11 protein-coding genes are annotated in these 17,313 nt (G+C 44.4%); 3 read left to right on the forward strand and 8 right to left on the reverse strand.

What is annotated here, in order from left to right:
* Window positions 1–255 precede the first annotated feature (255 nt).
* The gene (locus INF28_RS01350) at window positions 256–588 is read right to left on the reverse strand and encodes a winged helix-turn-helix transcriptional regulator (RefSeq protein WP_226391679.1); all 333 of its coding nucleotides are present in this window, start codon (window positions 586–588) and stop codon (window positions 256–258) included.
* A gap of 145 nt (window positions 589–733) precedes the next feature.
* Here INF28_RS01350 and INF28_RS01355 point away from each other — a divergent pair, with 145 nt between their 5' ends.
* The 3 genes from INF28_RS01355 (at window position 734) to INF28_RS01365 (ending at window position 2,149) form a co-directional block, all read left to right on the forward strand.
* On the forward strand, window positions 734–1,279 hold the full coding sequence (locus tag INF28_RS01355) for a flavodoxin family protein (protein ID WP_226391680.1): 546 nt from the start codon (window positions 734–736) through the stop codon (window positions 1,277–1,279).
* Between the two features lie 23 nt (window positions 1,280–1,302).
* Entirely contained in the window at window positions 1,303–1,848 is a 546-nt protein-coding gene (locus tag INF28_RS01360) for a flavodoxin family protein (protein WP_226391681.1), read from the forward strand.
* 88 nt (window positions 1,849–1,936) lie between these two features.
* Window positions 1,937–2,149 carry a hypothetical protein gene (locus INF28_RS01365; RefSeq protein WP_226391682.1) on the forward strand — a complete coding sequence of 71 codons (213 nt, stop codon included), beginning with the start codon at window positions 1,937–1,939 and terminating at the stop codon, window positions 2,147–2,149.
* A gap of 207 nt (window positions 2,150–2,356) precedes the next feature.
* Here the strand turns inward: INF28_RS01365 and INF28_RS01370 are convergent, their stop codons facing one another.
* The 7 genes from INF28_RS01370 to INF28_RS01400 all read right to left on the reverse strand — a co-directional run bounded on the left by INF28_RS01370 (window position 2,357) and on the right by INF28_RS01400 (window position 17,307).
* A complete protein-coding gene (locus tag INF28_RS01370) occupies window positions 2,357–3,655 on the reverse strand; it encodes an FAD-dependent oxidoreductase (RefSeq protein WP_318961697.1) in 1,299 nt (432 codons plus the stop codon).
* Between the two features lie 96 nt (window positions 3,656–3,751).
* Window positions 3,752–7,744 carry a heparinase II/III domain-containing protein gene (locus tag INF28_RS01375; RefSeq protein ID WP_226391683.1) on the reverse strand — a complete coding sequence of 1,331 codons (3,993 nt, stop codon included), beginning with the start codon at window positions 7,742–7,744 and terminating at the stop codon, window positions 3,752–3,754.
* Entirely contained in the window at window positions 7,744–10,053 is a 2,310-nt protein-coding gene (locus INF28_RS01380; RefSeq protein ID WP_226391684.1) for a helix-turn-helix domain-containing protein, read from the reverse strand. The genes INF28_RS01375 and INF28_RS01380 overlap by 1 nt, the downstream gene beginning before the upstream one ends.
* A gap of 48 nt (window positions 10,054–10,101) precedes the next feature.
* Window positions 10,102–11,190 carry a glycoside hydrolase family 88/105 protein gene (locus INF28_RS01385; protein WP_226391685.1) on the reverse strand — a complete coding sequence of 363 codons (1,089 nt, stop codon included), beginning with the start codon at window positions 11,188–11,190 and terminating at the stop codon, window positions 10,102–10,104.
* Window positions 11,191–11,275: 85 nt separating this feature from the next.
* Complete coding sequence (locus INF28_RS01390; protein WP_226391686.1) at window positions 11,276–11,485, reverse strand: hypothetical protein; 210 nt, start codon at window positions 11,483–11,485, stop codon at window positions 11,276–11,278.
* Between the two features lie 48 nt (window positions 11,486–11,533).
* Window positions 11,534–13,783, reverse strand: a complete 2,250-nt coding sequence (locus INF28_RS01395; RefSeq protein WP_226391687.1) for a hypothetical protein — start codon at window positions 13,781–13,783, stop codon at window positions 11,534–11,536.
* A 26-nt stretch (window positions 13,784–13,809) separates the two neighbouring features.
* Window positions 13,810–17,307 (reverse strand): polysaccharide deacetylase family protein, encoded by a 3,498-nt coding sequence (locus INF28_RS01400; protein ID WP_226391688.1) that lies wholly within the window; start codon window positions 17,305–17,307, stop codon window positions 13,810–13,812.
* Window positions 17,308–17,313 lie beyond the last annotated feature (6 nt).

Here is a 17,313-nt window from a genome sequence, read left to right on the forward strand (position 1 = left end):
CGTCATTGCTTGCTTTTCCCGCAATCGCTCTCTACCGTACCTTTGTACGCCGACGAAAGCGATTACGGAAAATCTAACTTCCTTTTTCGGCATCTGCCAGCGTGTCGATACTTTATCGACACGCTGAACCACGCGATAGTCGCGTGGTTGGATAGAGGTTAACCAATGAGAAAAATGAAATTATAAAAAGGTGTGAGAATAAATCTGTACCATGATACATTTACTATATATCAAATCTTCTTTTTAAAGCGTAATTCAAATTCTGTTTTTGTCACCCCATTCGCACATACTATCTAAGATAGGAATTAGAGATTTTCCTCTGTCGGTCAGGCTATATTCCACTTTTGGTGGGATTTGTGGATACTCTTCCCTATGAACAAGCTGATCTGCTTCTAATTCTTTTAAAGAGGAACTAAGCGTCTTATAGGAAATTTCTCCTATATATTTTTTCATTTCATTAAAGCGTACAACTCCAAATTCCATAAGTGTATAAAGTATGGTCATCTTATATTTTCCATTTATTAGTGAAAGGGTATAACTAAATCCGGTAGTCCCCAAAGTCTCATTAGAAATACAACGTTCGCTCATATTACACTCTCCTATAGGTAAGTATTAGACATTGATGTAAGTATCGCACTTTAATGTGCGTACTTGTTTTTTTATTAATTCTTGATATAATTATAGCATGAATAGTAAAACATGTCAAACTTAAGCCTAAAAGGAGGAATTTTATATGAGTAAAAAAATTGTTGTAATCACGGGTAGTCCCAGAAAAAACGGAAACAGTTTCGCTATGACGGATGCATTTATCAAAGCTGCCGAAGCAAAAGGGCATAGCGTAACCAGATTTGATGCCGCAATGATGAAAATTGGCGGTTGCCACGCTTGCGAGACATGCTTTAAAACCGGAAAGGCTTGTTCTTTTGACGATGATTTCAATACTATTGCGCCAGTCATATTGGAATCCGATGTAATTGTTTTCACTATGCCGGTTTACTGGTATTCTATACCGTCTCAAATCAAGGGTGTAATTGATCGTATCTACTCATTGGTCGTTGGCGGTAAAGATATTTTCGGAAAGGGCTGCGCTCTGATTGCCTGCTGTGAGGAAAATGATATGACTGTTCTGGACGGAGTAAGAGTTCCTATAGAGCGTACCGCTGCACTTAACAAATGGAACATGATAGGAGAAGTGCTGATTCCGGGTGTTTTGAATGTGGGAGATATTGATAAGACAGATGGTTGCCTGCAAGCGGCTGCGCTGGCAGATAAAATCTAATTGGAAAGGGATGTCTATGATCAATGAATAAAAAAATTGTGATATTGAACGGCAGTCCTCGTAAAAAAGGAAACACCGCTACTCTTGTAGAAGCGTTTACAAAGGGCGCAGAAAGCGCCGGGAACACAGTTACAGAATTTTTTCTCAATAGCATGGATATCCACGGTTGTAAGGGTTGCTTTGGCGGACACAGCGGCAAGGAATGTCCTTGTGTTCAAAAGGATGATATGGCGAAAATTTATCCGGAAGTTAAAAACAGTGACATCATTATTCTTGCAAGTCCTTTATATTATTGGACAATCAGCGGACAACTCAAAACAGCTCTTGACCGTTTGTTTGCACTGGAAGAAGGAGAAGAAAATCTTCTCAGAGAAAATAAATCATCAGCTCTGTTAATGGCGGCAGAAGGCAATGGTTTTGCTGACGCCGTACTTTACTATGATCATCTTATGGAACATCTCAGATGGAAAAACCTCGGTCATATTTTGGCAGGAGGAAACATGGATGTAGGTGATATCAAAGGCAAGCCGGAACTTCAACAGGCCTATGATCTGGGAAAATCTATTTAACACAGTTTTATGCAGAAAGGTATTGATACACATGAAAAAACCACTTTGCCGAAGGCATCGCAACGGACCTCTCCCAACCCGATAACTATTGTCTGTACACAAAAACCTGACGGATCTGCGAATCTTGCCACAGTATCCTAAGGTGGTTCTTACGATTCCGGGCAAGGAAAATGCAGAAGCCGCACTTACCTGTAGAAACACAAGAGGCCGTGATACAGATAAGGCTGCAAAGTTCAATGTTGCGCTGAATGGAATTGCGGAAAGTTCTATCAAAATTCTTGACATCTATTCCTTGCATTAACTTTCTTAAATTTTCTTTTCTTTCTTTTTCTGCTGCCCGTTCTTCCGGACTTAATTTGTACCTTGGCATTTTTAAAACCTCCAAAATGATATATTATTATATATCATCTTGGAGGTGTCGTAAACACTTTACACAAAACCCGGAGTTGTCTCAACAAAAATCTATTAATAAACTATTATAGCTTTGTTTCACACTTTAGTTCAATATTTAGGGTAAATATGCACCTTGCTGAATCAGCAGACTTCTCAACACATGCATATCTATTTGCCGCAGCGCTGCATTTGCCTTATTTGCCAGAGCGGCGCTGGTTCCCGCCGCCATACCTGTAATAAAACAGCATGGCATGACTCGCATGGATCCCATCATCGCCCGTTCTGCGCCAACACACCTTCCGGCAACAAGTACATTGTCTAATTTCTTAGGAAGCAAAGACCGATAAGAAATTCCATAGCTCTTTCCTTTTTGATATCCTTGGGCATAAAATTCTCCCTCTTCTGTCTTAACACCAATGGTATGGGAATGAATGTCAATGGGATAACAATATCTGCCTATCTCATCTGCAAAAACGGCGTGATTTTGATAATCCTCTAAGCGAGCCATATACTCGCATACAATACGTCGCGTCTCCCGTATCCCTAAAATATCCCCCGTAAGCAGCAATTTGGCATTTTCATAACCCTCCAAATAATGCGTATAATAGTATTCATATTCCCGCATTCGTTTTCGCGCTTGCACGATTCCGTCTGTGATAGATTTTTCATCTGTTCCATCCACATGAAAAACATGTCCAATATTTCCGCCGCCGTAATGTCTGTCAAAACGCCACATTCCTGGTAAACCCGGATCTTTTATTGTAAAAACGCCATCTTCAAACGCTTGCTTTAGGCAACGATTATCCGGGTCACGCCCAAGCTCTACCACCGCCCGGCTCCAATCAATATCTCCCCAAATACTGCACAGGGTCGCAGGCATTGTGTTTCCCTGCTTGTCTCCAAAGGCAAAATCCGCTCCGGCCGCCACAGACAAAAACCCGTCTCCCGTAGCATCAATAAAATACTTTGCCCTCACCGCAAAAATCTGTTCATGTCCTTGTAAAATTGCATACTCTACCGTATTTCCGGACATTTGCACATCCAGCAAAGCCGTATCAAACAAAAACGTTATTCCAGCCTCACACACCATGTCGTCATAAATTGTTTTCAGCTTTTCTACAGGAATTGAAAATTCTATGGTTGTATCATCGATATTGCCATAAAGCTTGTCAAAAATTTCCCGGCCAATCCCCCCTGCAAGAAAATGTACTCCGTCTGAAAACCGCATAAAAGCCGGCACCTTGGCCACCGTTGCCGCCCCGCCAAAGCACTGCTCCTTTTCAAACAGACATACTTTTGCCCCGTTTCTTGCGGCGCTGACCGCCGCAGCAACGCCAGCGGGCCCTCCTCCGACAACGCAAACGTCCGTTTCGTATCGAACCTCTATCTGCTTTTCATATTTGATTTGATTCATGCTGCTGACCTATCCTTTCTGTCTTCTGCATTCCATTCACATTCTACCGGCATTCAAACCGTTTCGTCAAAACTTACTGCGCAAAGCAATTTTACCCTACACAACTAACTTTTTTACATCCGAGAGAGGACACAAATTGTCCCAAAGCATCACTTTGACCTCTGTGCCTTCTGCTGGAAGAGGAAGACTTTTTTCTAAACGCTTGTCTATAAAATCCTCCAGCATGATGGAATCAAGCAATACATCATCTTGGTAGAATCCTATCATCACACGGGGAAGATTATATTCATCTGCAAGTGCAGCTTTTATCTTCAAAGAGTCCCCGTTTATAGAACATACCAAATCATTGCCTGATAAATCATATGTCACAAGCTTGAGGTTATCCAAATAAACATTTCCTTTCATTCCATTATTGAGCACAAATCCAAATTTGGTAAAATCAAACCTGTCTCGTGCCGACAGTCCTCCAACTGCAAGTTCTTCGTCAATATAGAGGTCGGCGGTTTGTTTATCCTGCACAACAATTCGAATGGGAATAAATTTTTTCATTTTATATGTTCCCGCTTCTGTAAAATCGGCATCATCTTTCTGTCTATAACGCAAGGTGTAACCATCCTCCTGATACACCAGCTGATAGTAGCTGCCCAAATAAAAATTAAAGGAACCTGCCGTCAGTTTGGGATATAAATCAAAGCAAAATTCATAATTTTGAGACACACCCAACCGTGAAGAGAAATCCATCTTCATCTCCACTGCCGCAACTCCACCATTTATTTCTTTTCCATAAGCCAATACCAAGTCGCCTTCTCCCGCAGGCGGTTCCGGCACATCAGAAGCAACGCTCCAATCCGCAATGGGCGTTTGATTTACCTCACCGGCACTCTCGCCCAAACGCACTGTCAATGTCACTTTGCCGCTGCCTATCAGACGAATGGCAACCTTGCGCACTCCCGTATTGGGATTTTGTCCCTCTCCCTGAGGAGACGATGGCAAGGGTTTTGCGTCCATGATAGAAATCTCTGCCGATTCGGCACTTGTCTCAAAGCTGAGAAACAGACTTTGATTGCCGCTGCGAGAGGTAAGCAAAACGGTATGGTCATTCACCACCTGCGCATTCTCCCGGGTGTGCATAAACCAGTAAATTTCCGAATGATCCTTATTCAGCGTAATTTCATCACGAATGGTTAAGCTGCGGTAATTCTCCCCCACATAAAAACCACGCAAAAACTTATCTGCATCAGCATAGGATTCGCTCAAATCATAAACGCCAAAGGCGCCGTCTTCACCTTCCTCCGCAGCAATGAGCGGGGCATACGTATTGCTCCGCTGGTTCATGCCCTTGTTATTGTTGATGGTGATGGTGTTATGCCCTTCTGTCCGCATTCGATAACGCTCAGATCCCGGCAAGGATGAATTATAATCTTCGGCTGGCAGAGAATATGCCCAGCGCACGCCATTGAGATCAAAGACAAAATCACCATTGTCGTTGTGGGAATGGTAAAACGAAACCGGCCCGCCATGCGCCGCCACAAAAAGTCCGTCATAATCCGTATAATCCTCGTGTACAGAGAACATTTCCAATCCACGGGTGGTATACATACGGGGCATTGTTTTGATCTGATCTATAGTCACCGCCGGATCATAAAACAACGCATCAAATACATCGGCGGTGATTTTTTTCATCCGTCCGTCATATCCCTGAATCAGAGTCGCTTTGCGAGCAGCAAGCAGTTCCGGCTGATCAAAATACTGTCCCAGAAACGCCATTGGATAATTGGCATAAGAATTTTCTTCTCCGCAATCGTGATAGTTATAAGAGGCAACCATACTGCGAAGCGCCAGATTGGCAGGTCCCGTCTCCTTGGTTCCCGGAAAATTGGAGAGCTTGAAATTGGTGCCATAGACTTCCTCCAGGCAGGTATAAACATATGCCATAGACCTTGCTACAATGGTCCAATAATTGGTGCTCTCTACCCAGGAACCGTCTGGATACAGATTTTTAAAGGTATATTCCAGGCTGCGGATGCTATGCCAAAGCAAATCGCTGCATACCTCCGGATAATCTTCCATAAACGCAAGAGCCATCATCAGACTTCCCGAATTGGTCCACGCATTGTAATTGCTGATCCACTTGTTATAATAGCCAATGACATTGATGTTGCCATCATTGCCGCCCCGTACCGGGGAACGTCCGTAAAATCCCTCCGTTATCACTGTCAGATGAAGCCGCAGCGCATTTTCCCGGATATTCTGACGCTGTTCTTCACTCAAAGCGTCATAAAACCAGTCATACCCGATTGCAATTCCGGCACCATAGGATCCGGTGTCAATGGGATGCCCCGGATTAATATCCGGAAAATCATTTAACGCATTTAAATTTTTCCAGGCACTATCTACATATTTTTGCTCCCCTGTCATCTGATAAGCAAAACCACAGCGCATCATACGATCCCGCAGCCGATCTGCCATGGTGGTGGTTCGCAAATCATCCTGATATTCAAATCGGATGGGAGACTGTGTACAATCATCATCTGCACCTTTGATAATATCATTGACAACCTGTTCCATATAAGGATCCGTCTCCGCCAGCGTCTTGATACGGGCAAAATCATCTGCGTCTGCCATAATGCGGGGGTGTTGTTCCCCGTGATTCGTTGCTGTATTGAAATCCTCCAATAACGCTTCTCTTGTCGGCCGATCAAAAAGAAGGAAATCATAAATGTATTGCAAAGGGGTAAAGCGATCGATATAACCGGTGTTGATTGTGCGCTTATCATAAGGGGTTTCATCTACAACGTCAAAGGGCAGCGGTTCAGCGGCGGTCAAAATCAAGCCATTGGTATCATCAAATACGTACTGTCCCAGCAGTGCAGACGCCAGCTGTAGCACCGGCACCAGACGAACCCCAGCTGCATTTTGGATCTCATTCTTCAGCTCAACACTTTGATTTCCCAAAACGGCCTGATTCCCGTTCAGGACAACAGCGCAATCATAAGCACGATTAAAATCCTCCAGCGCAACATAAAGTTCCCCGTTTTCGTAAATCGGCTCTGCGGTCATATCCGATTTTTCACCATGACTGTAGACATTTTTTCCGTAATAATGAAAGGCGGTTTTATCTGCCAAATAATCCCGGATTTCCTGATCATCTCCAAACATAGATGTACGGGTCTCCTCACCTTCCGGCTGCCCTGCATAGGGCTTATCCAATCCCGTAAATTCCACATTTCTGCACTCCAAGGTTCCGGTGTATGCACCCGGGCGGCACTGAATACGCATCATATGCAGCACTTCCAGGTTGCTGTCAAAATCTGCGTTGTCTAATATTTTTTCCCCTTGCAGAAAAAGCGTCACTTTATGGTTTTCCAAGTTTAAATACATCGTAATGCGAAACCACTCTCCCTGCTGGACAGCCTGATTCACGGTTTGCTGATGAAACAAGGTCATATTTCCATTTTTATCAATGGCCACCGGATAGACATTGACCTGCTCGCTTCCACGGTTTTCCCGCAGCTGAAACAAGTACAATTTGCTGTCTCCTTGAAACGCATACCGAAACTCTCCGGACAGTTTGAAATATGGGTATACCTTTTGACTGCGATAGGTAGAAAAAATTTTTGCGGCAACGTCAATATAACAATCCTCATCTGTTGTCTTATTAAAAATAATACGGTCTCCCTTTTGGGGGTTTTTGTAGTCAAATTTTTCACATATAATTTCATTGGATTTCGGGAACAAGGTTGTGTTGGGATATCCGACGTATCGGTGTGTGATATAATTGCTCTTAAAAAAGCTAAAATCTCCCAAATCATCTGTAAACGCAGGCATTTCTCCTCCTGGCGTACTTATGTAAAGGGGCAGACCAAGTGTCGCTTTGTCAATGATCTGTGCAGAAGCGCCCAAAGAAGCATCTTCTCCAATAGAAGAAAAAAGAGAATCGGCTTCCTTGATTTGGGCACCGTCAAAACCAGCCATGCCCTGAAAGTTTTGTTCATACACCGCCGTGCCGTCTTCCAAGGCCTGTACCAAAACAGTACCGCTGCACAGCAGGATCAAAAAAGCTACCCAACACAATACCCTCTTATTCATTACGTACTCTCCTTTTTCTTTGCCAGCATCATAGCACGGTAACGATTCGGTGATGTCCCCACATATCTTGAAAACATTCGGAAAAAGCTGCGCATATTGCTGTATCCCACCAGCTCTGCCACACGTTCCATGGTGTCATTGGAATCTTCTAAAATTTTTTTGGCATGCTCAATCCTCACCAAATTAATATATTCCAAAAGTCCGCTCTGATACCTTTTCTTAAAATTAGTGGAAAGATATGCCATGCTCACATTGCAGTTCTCTGCAATCATCGCAACGGTCAATGCTGGTTCCATATAATGTTCATCCACAAACAATTTGGCCCGATCGGTCAATATATCTGTTTTTTGTACCGTTTCTTGTTTATGTTTGGTACAAAAGCTTTGCATGACGCCTTGCAGGCGACGTGTAATTTCTTTGGCGTCCATATTCACGCCAATGTTATCCACCATATGAATCAAATCCGATATTGCATTTTCATCATCAATGATGCCTTGTTCAGCAATGGTGCGAATCATGATGGCTGTCAGCTCGTATAAAACAATTTTTGCCGCCTGTACAGATTGATTGGAGGCAAAAATATTTTCCTGAAAAATCCGATCCAATACTTTTACGCATATTTCATAATTTCCAACCTTCATTCCATTGACCAGCTGCTCTTCCATGTTTCTTGGAATGTAACAATCCGTCAATTCCGTATTTTCCAGTTCAGAATAAGTAACCACATCATTGCTTGAAAAGAAATACTGTTCCATGCAGGACATCGCTTCGCTATAGCAGTGCGGCAAATCATCGGAATTTGTATACGAGTCACTCATGCCTGCCATAAATCGAATATTAAAATTACTAAGCAGAAATTCTTGTAACTTCTGTATGATTTTTTTAAATTTATCAATATGTTCTTCTGTTTTTAAATTGACTATCCCAGCAAGCATTCCCTCAACATCACAATATTCTGCAACAATTTCCTCCTTCGCCAGCAAATCTCCCAAAATATTGGTAAGTATCAACCGTGCTAAACGATAAGATTCCTCGGTATCATCGTTTTTGTTGTCAAAGAACATATCATCATTAATCTCAATATAAAATAATACTACCTGAAACAATGGATACGGGAAAGAAATTCCTAAAGAATCTAACATTTCCTCTTTGTTGCTGATATGTACCCGCTCATTGAGCAGACGGGAAAGAAAAGCGCTGCGAATTACGTTATCCTGCAGCTTTTCTGTAATCTTGCTGTACGCCTGATTCTCAGCAACAATGTCAGAGATACGGCTTTCAATATATCGGAAACCGGACTCCTCTGACTTTTGGGGTGAACCAAACAGGTTGATAATCTGCTGAACCGTCTGATAATTTTTTCGAGCAAATAAAAAGGCAATGAAGATTACCACAAAAATGCCCAGTATATTCAGTGTAATAATCCATCGCCGGGCAGCACGAATTCCGCTTTGAAAAACCGACTTGTCCACCAGATAGAGATACTTCCATTCGCTGTTTTCGGAATGATTGGCAATCATAATCTGCTTGCCGACAGTGGAAATACCGTCCGCAACGCCATAGGTATCGGCAATTTCCTGTACTCGTGCTTCCTCAGTGGGATTTCCAAACGGAAAGACCTTTCCTTCTGCGTTAATAATGAAAAATGCTTCATTATAGCTTTCTGCACCTGATGCAGGCGTGAATTTATCACTATTTACTTCTATTACAATGGTTGCAGCAGGCACAAAACGTTCTGTTCCATAAAGGGATAGCAGATATAGCACCGTTTCGGGATAATCTGCGCTTTCAGAAGGCAGCGCAATAAACTCTCCGTTGTGATTTTCAATCATTAAGCTCATCCAATCCGACTGCTTGATCTGCCGATCTCCAAACTGCACCTTAAAATAGGACTGTGCAATATTGCTTGTATTTAATCCTACACAATAATTCAGCTTATGAAAATAGACATACACGTTTTGGAATTCGCTTTCAATGGTTTTATACACCGCAAGAGCCTCTGCCGCCTCTACCACACGATAGTAATTATTGCCCGAAAGATTTTCCGTAGAAAATGCCAGTCTGTTGATGGTCTCATTATGGGAAATTTCAACAGCGGCATTGTTCACCAGCGTTCTGAGGTTATCCATCTCTTCTTTTCGATTTTCCAGCAGCTCCGTTACATAATGATTATTCTGTTCTTCCATACGTTGTTCAATTGGAATATACGCAATAAAGTTTACACAGCTTGTAAAAAACAGGATAAGCATATAAGAGACAAACCAAGCAAAAACAATTTTATGATTTCCTCCAGATGTAAATAACTTCATAGATTTCTCCTTACCGTTAGCCTCATTTTTCCGTACCATATGAAACGGTCAAAGTGCAAATTCACAGCACATTAGCACGAAAGTTCCCGTCCCATGATTATCATTTTCCATCCGCGGCCGGGCAATATACCCGGCATAATCCATTACATTTGTTCCAACACTAATTTCGGGAATGACAATTCCTGTCTCATCTCTGCGCAAAATACGCACAATTCCATCATAGGCTTTTTGTGCTGTCTCGGCATATTGAGCCGGAATATAGTTCATGCGTACTGCCTTATGAAACGCATAAGCAAACAGAGAAGAGCAAGAGGTTTCACACCAATTTTCCGGGTCATCTCCCCGGTTAATCACCTGATACCAAAGTCCTTTTTCGGCATCCTGATATTTTGCCACTGCCTCCAGCAATTCAGAAAGCATATCAATAAGATCCTGTCTGCCGGGGTGCGTTTTGGGAAAATGATCCAGCATATCGCAAAGTGCAACCGCCACCCAGCCCATGGCTCTGCCCCAGAATTCAGATGACAGTCCGGTGTTTGGATCTGCCCATTCCTGCACATGCTCTGCATCCCAGGCGTGGTAGTACAAATGCGTCTTGGGATCGCAAATATATTTTCGCATCAGCATCGCCTGATCATACATTTCGTCCAGCCACGCCGGCTGATCAAATTCTTCTGCATAGGTTGTCAGAAGCAGTCCCGCCATAAAAAGGCCATCCAGCCACATTTGATTGGGCGTAATTTCTTTATGAAAAAAACCGCCGTAACGATTTTTGTGCCAGTGCTTGAGCCTGCAAATGGTGCTTTCCAGTGCGATTTTATATTTTTCCTCCCCGGTCGAGCGGTATAAATCAATCAAAAGCACCGCAGGCATAAAATCATCCAGCAGCGCCTGCTGGCACCGGATGGTACCGTCATCTTCTATCATATAATCCATCCAGGCTTTGATATAATCCAGATATTCCTGCTTGCCGCACAGCTGATAACAACGCTGCATTCCTAACAGAAAAACCCCTTGAATATAATTAAAACGATCTTTTGGACCAGGTAAATTTTCCACAGAATAGGTACGAATTACAGTATCGCACATTTCGCAGGCAAATTCAATCGGTTTTTTTGATTCCTTGATACTATTCATAAAATTTCATAGCCTTTCCGCCCATATTTCTCAGCAATTATAATTTTTCTGCACCCTATCCTGGGCAGATAAGGAGCCCTTTCTTTTATCTTTGTTCGTGATACATCAAAAAGCAACGGCAAATCAGAGAAGCGTTTTTTATTCCTATCAGCAAACGCACCAAAGCGGTTCTCTCATGATTTCCACAGGGCAGTTGGTACGTCTGCAAAGTCCTGACTTTGATGACTGCCCCAAAAACGGCCAGCCGTGCGGGGTTTGAAAACCCCGCACGGATGGACTCTTTACGAACTATCATGGTTTTTCCTTTGCAGCATAGCAAATGGATTTACCACTTGTCCGTTTATCATTGCGAAACAGAGATGGCCGTCGCTTCACACAGCGGCTCCAAATCCGACCACAGGAATAGTTTAATTTCCGCTATATCGGCAGGAACCGAGACGCTTTCCTTTAGTTCCTGTCCGGCCGCACAATCTTTTACGACAGCGCCTGTCATCCTTCCATCTGTATTATAATACGCTACAAACACCTGTGCGCCTGTTTCATCTTCTGACACATAAGCCGAAAGCTGTAAATTTTCGCCTTCTACTGTGCCGCTGACAGAAGATTTTGGAGCCGCTTTTTGATTCACTGTCATACTGAAATTATCTAACCACAGTTCACCAACCGTCCCGTTGTTGGTGGAAATAACCAATCCGCCAAACGGGCTATTGGAAATGCAAGGCAAATCTTCAGCAATCAATGTATCGTTATAATAAAAATCAGCCGTTTGCGTCTCTGTATTGACCACATATTTCACGTTAAACCAGGTGTTGGGAGTGAATTTTTGTTCTGCGGTTATCCACTCTGCCTTCCCCTCTTGATCTAATATTTGATACTTAATCAGAATGCCCTGCGCCAAATCAAAATTAAGCTTAAATCCACCGCCGCCTGTGCTTCTTTCTGCAATATTATAACTTTGATCTCCAGTGAGCAAAAGGTCAAAGGAAGTGGTGTATTCCAGCGCATCTGTCAGCAAATGCTTATAATTACGTGACAGATTATAGGTAGACGGATGTGCACTGTCTCCCTTAATTGCGCTATACATCCGCAGCGCCTTGCCATGCTCTGCGCTGGTTCCTTCTGTATCTTCCGGTGCATTGGTCACAGAAATCAATCCAAGTGCAGGTGTATTGTCTGCGACAAAACCGCCGGTTCCAGTTTGAAGCACACCAGGGGTGAAATCCTCAAAATCAATTTGGGCGGTATCCTTTGTTGCAGAAGTTGTTACTGCCTCTACATCATGGAGAGTCAGCGTGAAATTATCCAAATAGGCCGTACCCACCGAAGAGTTGTTGATGGTAAATCTCCAGTCCTCAAACCGATAATTATATCGGGGTTTGATTCCAGCCTGAATCATTTCCCCATCAATATACAGATCTGCTGTCCCCTCATCGGCATGAATACGAAAGGCAATATTCGTAGGCTTATCAAAGGGATAGGTCCCTAAAGCCTCATTGGCCACGGCCCCGCCGGTACCATCTGGTATATACTCCTTCACATCATATCCATTATCGGTGTAAGCAAGCTGTATAAAAGCCCCATTGGCAATATTGACGCTGTATCCGGCAGAAGCGTTTAACTGCAGGTCAAACGAATAAGTATACTCTTTGGCGCCGCAAAGATACGGATCCAAGGTCATTTTGCTTTCTGCGGCCGACCCTGTTCCTTTTGCCATTTTTTCCAGCCGCAAAACCGGATATTGAAATGTATCCTGCCCTTCTTCCTGCTCCGTCAAAGGAGTAAATGTAAGGTTATCTACATACGTGGTTGCTTTTAGCGAAGCTCCCATGATACACGACAGGGTGGTAAATGAAGTGCTACCACGCTGCGGCATCCCTTCCTTCAGCAGTCTCTTTTCTGCCCCGGAGCCGATATAGGCATCCACCGTTTTGTCCGCATTGACTACAAAAGTGAGATGCTGAAAATCAGTCAAATCATATAAATTTTCTTCATCTTTGACCCAGCTTCCATCCCACCATTCAAACGTACACTTGTTTCCCTGTTCTTTCACCTGCCGAAAGGCCATATCAGCGCCTATGGTAAACTGCACCGTCAATCCTTCGTTATCAAACAACGTCTTAAGGTCAAGTTCCACGGCGTAAGATGGAGAAGATCCTGCATATCCGCCCAATTCCGCTTTAAGAACCACCGTCTTACTGGTTCCCGTTCCCGTTTTCACTATTTCCAGCGTTTTATCTTTAATATAGCATTGCGCACCATCTGCGCCAACATTATTGGTAAGGGTCAATACTTTATTTTGATCCAGTGAAGTAATGCTGTCAAAATCTTCAATAATGCGGCTTCCTTCATGAACCGTATGGACAACTGCCGCGCTTGCACCATACTCGCTTCTGCTTCCAAGCATAGCAAACGTGGTATCTCTCTCCTTGATCTTGGCATCGGTCAAACCAACGCCCTGGCTGTTTAAAATATCGTCAAAAGTCTGTTGATAAACCACGATACCAGCATCTTCTTCCGCTGCATAGGCGGGTAAGCCCAGCACAGAAAACATGATAGCTAATGCAACCAAAAAACTAATAATAGGTTTTTTCATTTTTCTCTCTCCGATACTATAATTTTTTATATATATTTTAATGCCATCATTTTTTGATAAATTTTTTGAGCAAGCAGCCGATAGCCTGCATCGTTTAAATGTACCGAATCTGTCCGCAGGGAAGTGGGAACCCGCCCCTCTGCAAGATCTGTCCGATCCTGTTCGGTGGGTACCATCCCCGCATCCCGAAGTGCCTGTTCACTGGCCAAGTATGATTTTACATCCAGGTAATGCTCCCCAAATGCATCCTGAAGAATTTGTTTTGTTTGCACCCAATCCGCTTCGTTCCCGCCAATCAATCCAACCACAACATATTGATCCGGATTGGGTGTTTTGGCAATCTGGCTTTGAATCAGCGCCGCCAAGTCTTCCGCATCACCGGGATTGTCCTCTGCCACAGTGTTGCCGGTGTTCCATCCGCCGTTGGTTCCTGTGAAAAACACATTTACATCCGCTTCCACAGACTGTCCATAGCAAAGCAGTTTTTCTCCCGCCTCTACCTGGACTTTAGTGCCGGCCTGTGCTCTGGTAAACCGTGCCCAGCTCAGCATTCTGGGCCAAACCGTGGAATCCACCCCCACAGTCAGCACTCCCTTAACTCCGCAAATGGTGACAGGGTTCCAACCTCCCAGTTCGGCATTTCGGGGGATCACCTTCCCGTCATTTTCCGTGGGCAGATAATGCACTGTTTTCCCGTCCATAACAATATCTGCAAGGGGAATCTCCACGCTTCCAACGGACGGAATGGTAAATCCCTCCGGTAGTACGATCTCTACTGCACCCTGACGGGCCGCAATGGTCATGGCGGTCTCTCCCGGAACACCCATATTATATACCTGACAGCCGGAAAGCTGCGCAAGCACCTCCGGATACGCATTTTCCTGTTTTGTGGCTCCTTGGCCGTAAGTCAGACTATCTCCCCAGCATGCAATTGTCGGCCGTTCGGTATTGTCTCCATACTGCCAGCTTTCACCGGCGGGAATGGAAATTTTTTGGCCGTTGACATAGGCATACAAGGTAAGGTCAGATAGATTTTTCAGTATGTTTCCTTCCTGTCGGAGCATCTGAACGGCATTGCAATATGTATAAATCTCACCATTGGACGCCTTCCATATATCCGGCTCTGCCGCAAGCTTTTGCAGCTGCTGTTCCATTTCTTCCCAGGTCAGGGCTGCGCCGCTTTGATCAAACTCGTATGCATGCCCCCAGACAAAATAGCATTGCAGATCACCGCCGTTTTCCATGCTCAAAAATTTTTCTGTGTACTGAGGCATGGAACGATGATGACAGGTAGAATCCCATTCCAGCCAGTTTTCCGGCAGGGCAAAGTCTCCGCTTTCTTTCCATCGGGTATAGAAATGCCCGCTCCGGACAGCATTCTGCAGTTCCTGATAATCCGTGCGATTCCCCGGAGCTCCATTGGGCCAGGCAAGTCCCTGCACAGTGACACCCAAATGATCCAAAATCCACTCCCTTCCCTTTTCTATTTCTTCCACAGCTGTTTCCAGCGACACGCCCTTCAGCGTGCCGCCTTGGGAATCCTGAGAAGTTTCCCCTTCCATCAAAAAGAGCGGCCTGTGGGAATAGGTATGGTTTGCCACCTCGTGATTTTGATAAACGGTCTTCATCTGTTCTTCCGTCAGCACATTTGCCTGTCCATTCTCCACCTTGCCTGGTACGATGTTAAAAGTAGCTTTCATTCCATATTTTTCAAACAAGGCGGCAAGACGCTCATCCTGCACAACACCGTCATCATAGCTAAAGGTCACTGCACGGCTTCCATAACTGGGATAAACAGGCTGTACTTTTTCAATTTTTGTCTCGGAATATGGCTCCATGGTGATGGCAGGAATCAACGGCCGCTGGGCGTCTCCATCCCAGATATATACCTGCACCAGTGTTCCCTCCTGCTCTGTAATTTCCAGGGAGGCTTCCACCTGACCGCTTCCAGTAATATCTGCATCCTCCAGTGCCGCTTGCATCAATGTCCCGGTTGATGCGTCCCGCTGTGCAACCAGAAGCTGCACAGACTTGGTGGATTGAAAGGCCTGTACCGGGAGCTTTACCTGCAGGGTCCCTTTGGCAAATTTATCATCCGTTGCACCATTTACCAAAACCACCGGGTCGCCAACATTGGCTTCGGCGTACAGCGCAAAGTTGTCAAAATAAACCGCACCAATCATTGCGTTGTTTCGCTGCACGCCAAAATTTTTCCAATTGGTATAGGGAATCTGTGCGCCTTCGCTTTTCAGCCGGGGCTGTAAATCCTGCGCAATCAATTCTCCGCCCACATAGACGTCTGCCGTTGTTTCATTTTTAACCACAAACTTCACTGTGATCCATTGATTCATGGGAAGTCCGTCCTTTAAAGGCTGCAATTCGGATAAAGTACCCGTTTTACACGAGATAGAATAGGTCTGGGGGTCACGGTAGGTCAGCTCCAAAAACACCCCCAGCGCCAGGTTCACACTTCCTCGGATTAAGCTTGGCTTGACATCCATGGTGAGCGTATAGGATTTTGCGCCTCCCAGTTTTTGTGAAAAATTCGTAAGGCTAAAGGACGGGTTATTTCTGGTATACTTGGACATCTCAAGAAAATGTCCTTCCCCATCGGGCACCTCTGTCTGAGATAGGCAGAAATTATCAAAATAAAAATCTCCGGTCAGCGATCTCCCAACGATAAGCTCCAGGCGAGTGACTTCTTTGGTGGTAGAAGCATACCGATAGGGCACATCGCTGAAAATCAGCTCCTCTTCCCCATCTGCATTTCTCAGATAGAAATCGACCAGCGGCAGACCCTCTGCCTGGCGTTTGACTCGGAGCTTAAGATGCCGAAAATCGCTGAAATCATAGGTCTGCTCTGTCCATATCCATTCTGTTTTGTTATGATATCCCAGGTTGCACTGTGTGGCGTCAGAGGTAGACGCCGTAACAGAAAAATTTGCACCCAATGCGATGATGACATTGGTGTTTGCTTGTTGCAGGCCGGGCTTTATGTCAAACGCAATTTCATAATCACCAGTTTCCGGTATATGGGAGGCAAAATCAAAGTATGCTATGTTGCTACTGATTCCTGAAACAGTTTTACGAAAGTGCAGCTGATTCCCGGCAATTTCCCACACACCGTCATAACTTTCGGAGTTTGTTTTTCGGTTTACCGTTACGGTTAAACCCTCCTCCTTTTTGCTGCGGCCGCTCCGTGTGACAACTCCGTTGGCGGTCTTTTCTGCGCCGCTGCTTCCGATATCCGCTTCTGAAATTGCTTCAAAATCCTGAATATATCGGGTCTTGTTATATTCCTGTACCACTGCATCCTTTGTATTGGCCAATGGGGATTCCTTGATATTCTCAAAAACATCGTCGGCCGCTTTCAGCGCGGCCGCTCCGGAGGCATCGGTTATGGCGCCGCTCTCAAAATCCTGTGACCAAACCACCGTCTGCTGCTCCTGCGCAGCAGCTGGAAAAAAAGTGCAGGAAAACAGCATAGCTGTCAATATGATACCACCTAAAATTCTTTTTTTCATAAGCCA

The sequence above is a fragment of the Ructibacterium gallinarum genome (assembly GCF_014982785.1).
In the GTDB taxonomy this organism is placed as follows: domain Bacteria; phylum Bacillota; class Clostridia; order Monoglobales; family Monoglobaceae; genus Ructibacterium; species Ructibacterium gallinarum.

Excerpts from the sequence above, each read along its gene's own strand:
- INF28_RS01350 (WP_226391679.1), bottom strand. The coding sequence starts at position 588 with ATGAGCGAACGTTGTATTTCTAATGAGACTTTGGGGACTACCGGATTT.
- INF28_RS01355 (WP_226391680.1), top strand. The coding sequence starts at position 734 with ATGAGTAAAAAAATTGTTGTAATCACGGGTAGTCCCAGAAAAAACGGA.
- INF28_RS01360 (WP_226391681.1), top strand. The coding sequence starts at position 1,303 with ATGAATAAAAAAATTGTGATATTGAACGGCAGTCCTCGTAAAAAAGGA.
- INF28_RS01370 (WP_318961697.1), bottom strand. The coding sequence starts at position 3,655 with ATGAATCAAATCAAATATGAAAAGCAGATAGAGGTTCGATACGAAACG.
- INF28_RS01375 (WP_226391683.1), bottom strand. The coding sequence starts at position 7,744 with ATGAATAAGAGGGTATTGTGTTGGGTAGCTTTTTTGATCCTGCTGTGC.
- INF28_RS01380 (WP_226391684.1), bottom strand. The coding sequence starts at position 10,053 with ATGAAGTTATTTACATCTGGAGGAAATCATAAAATTGTTTTTGCTTGG.
- INF28_RS01385 (WP_226391685.1), bottom strand. The coding sequence starts at position 11,190 with ATGAATAGTATCAAGGAATCAAAAAAACCGATTGAATTTGCCTGCGAA.
- INF28_RS01390 (WP_226391686.1), bottom strand. The coding sequence starts at position 11,485 with ATGATAGTTCGTAAAGAGTCCATCCGTGCGGGGTTTTCAAACCCCGCA.
- INF28_RS01395 (WP_226391687.1), bottom strand. The coding sequence starts at position 13,783 with ATGAAAAAACCTATTATTAGTTTTTTGGTTGCATTAGCTATCATGTTT.
- INF28_RS01400 (WP_226391688.1), bottom strand. The coding sequence starts at position 17,307 with ATGAAAAAAAGAATTTTAGGTGGTATCATATTGACAGCTATGCTGTTT.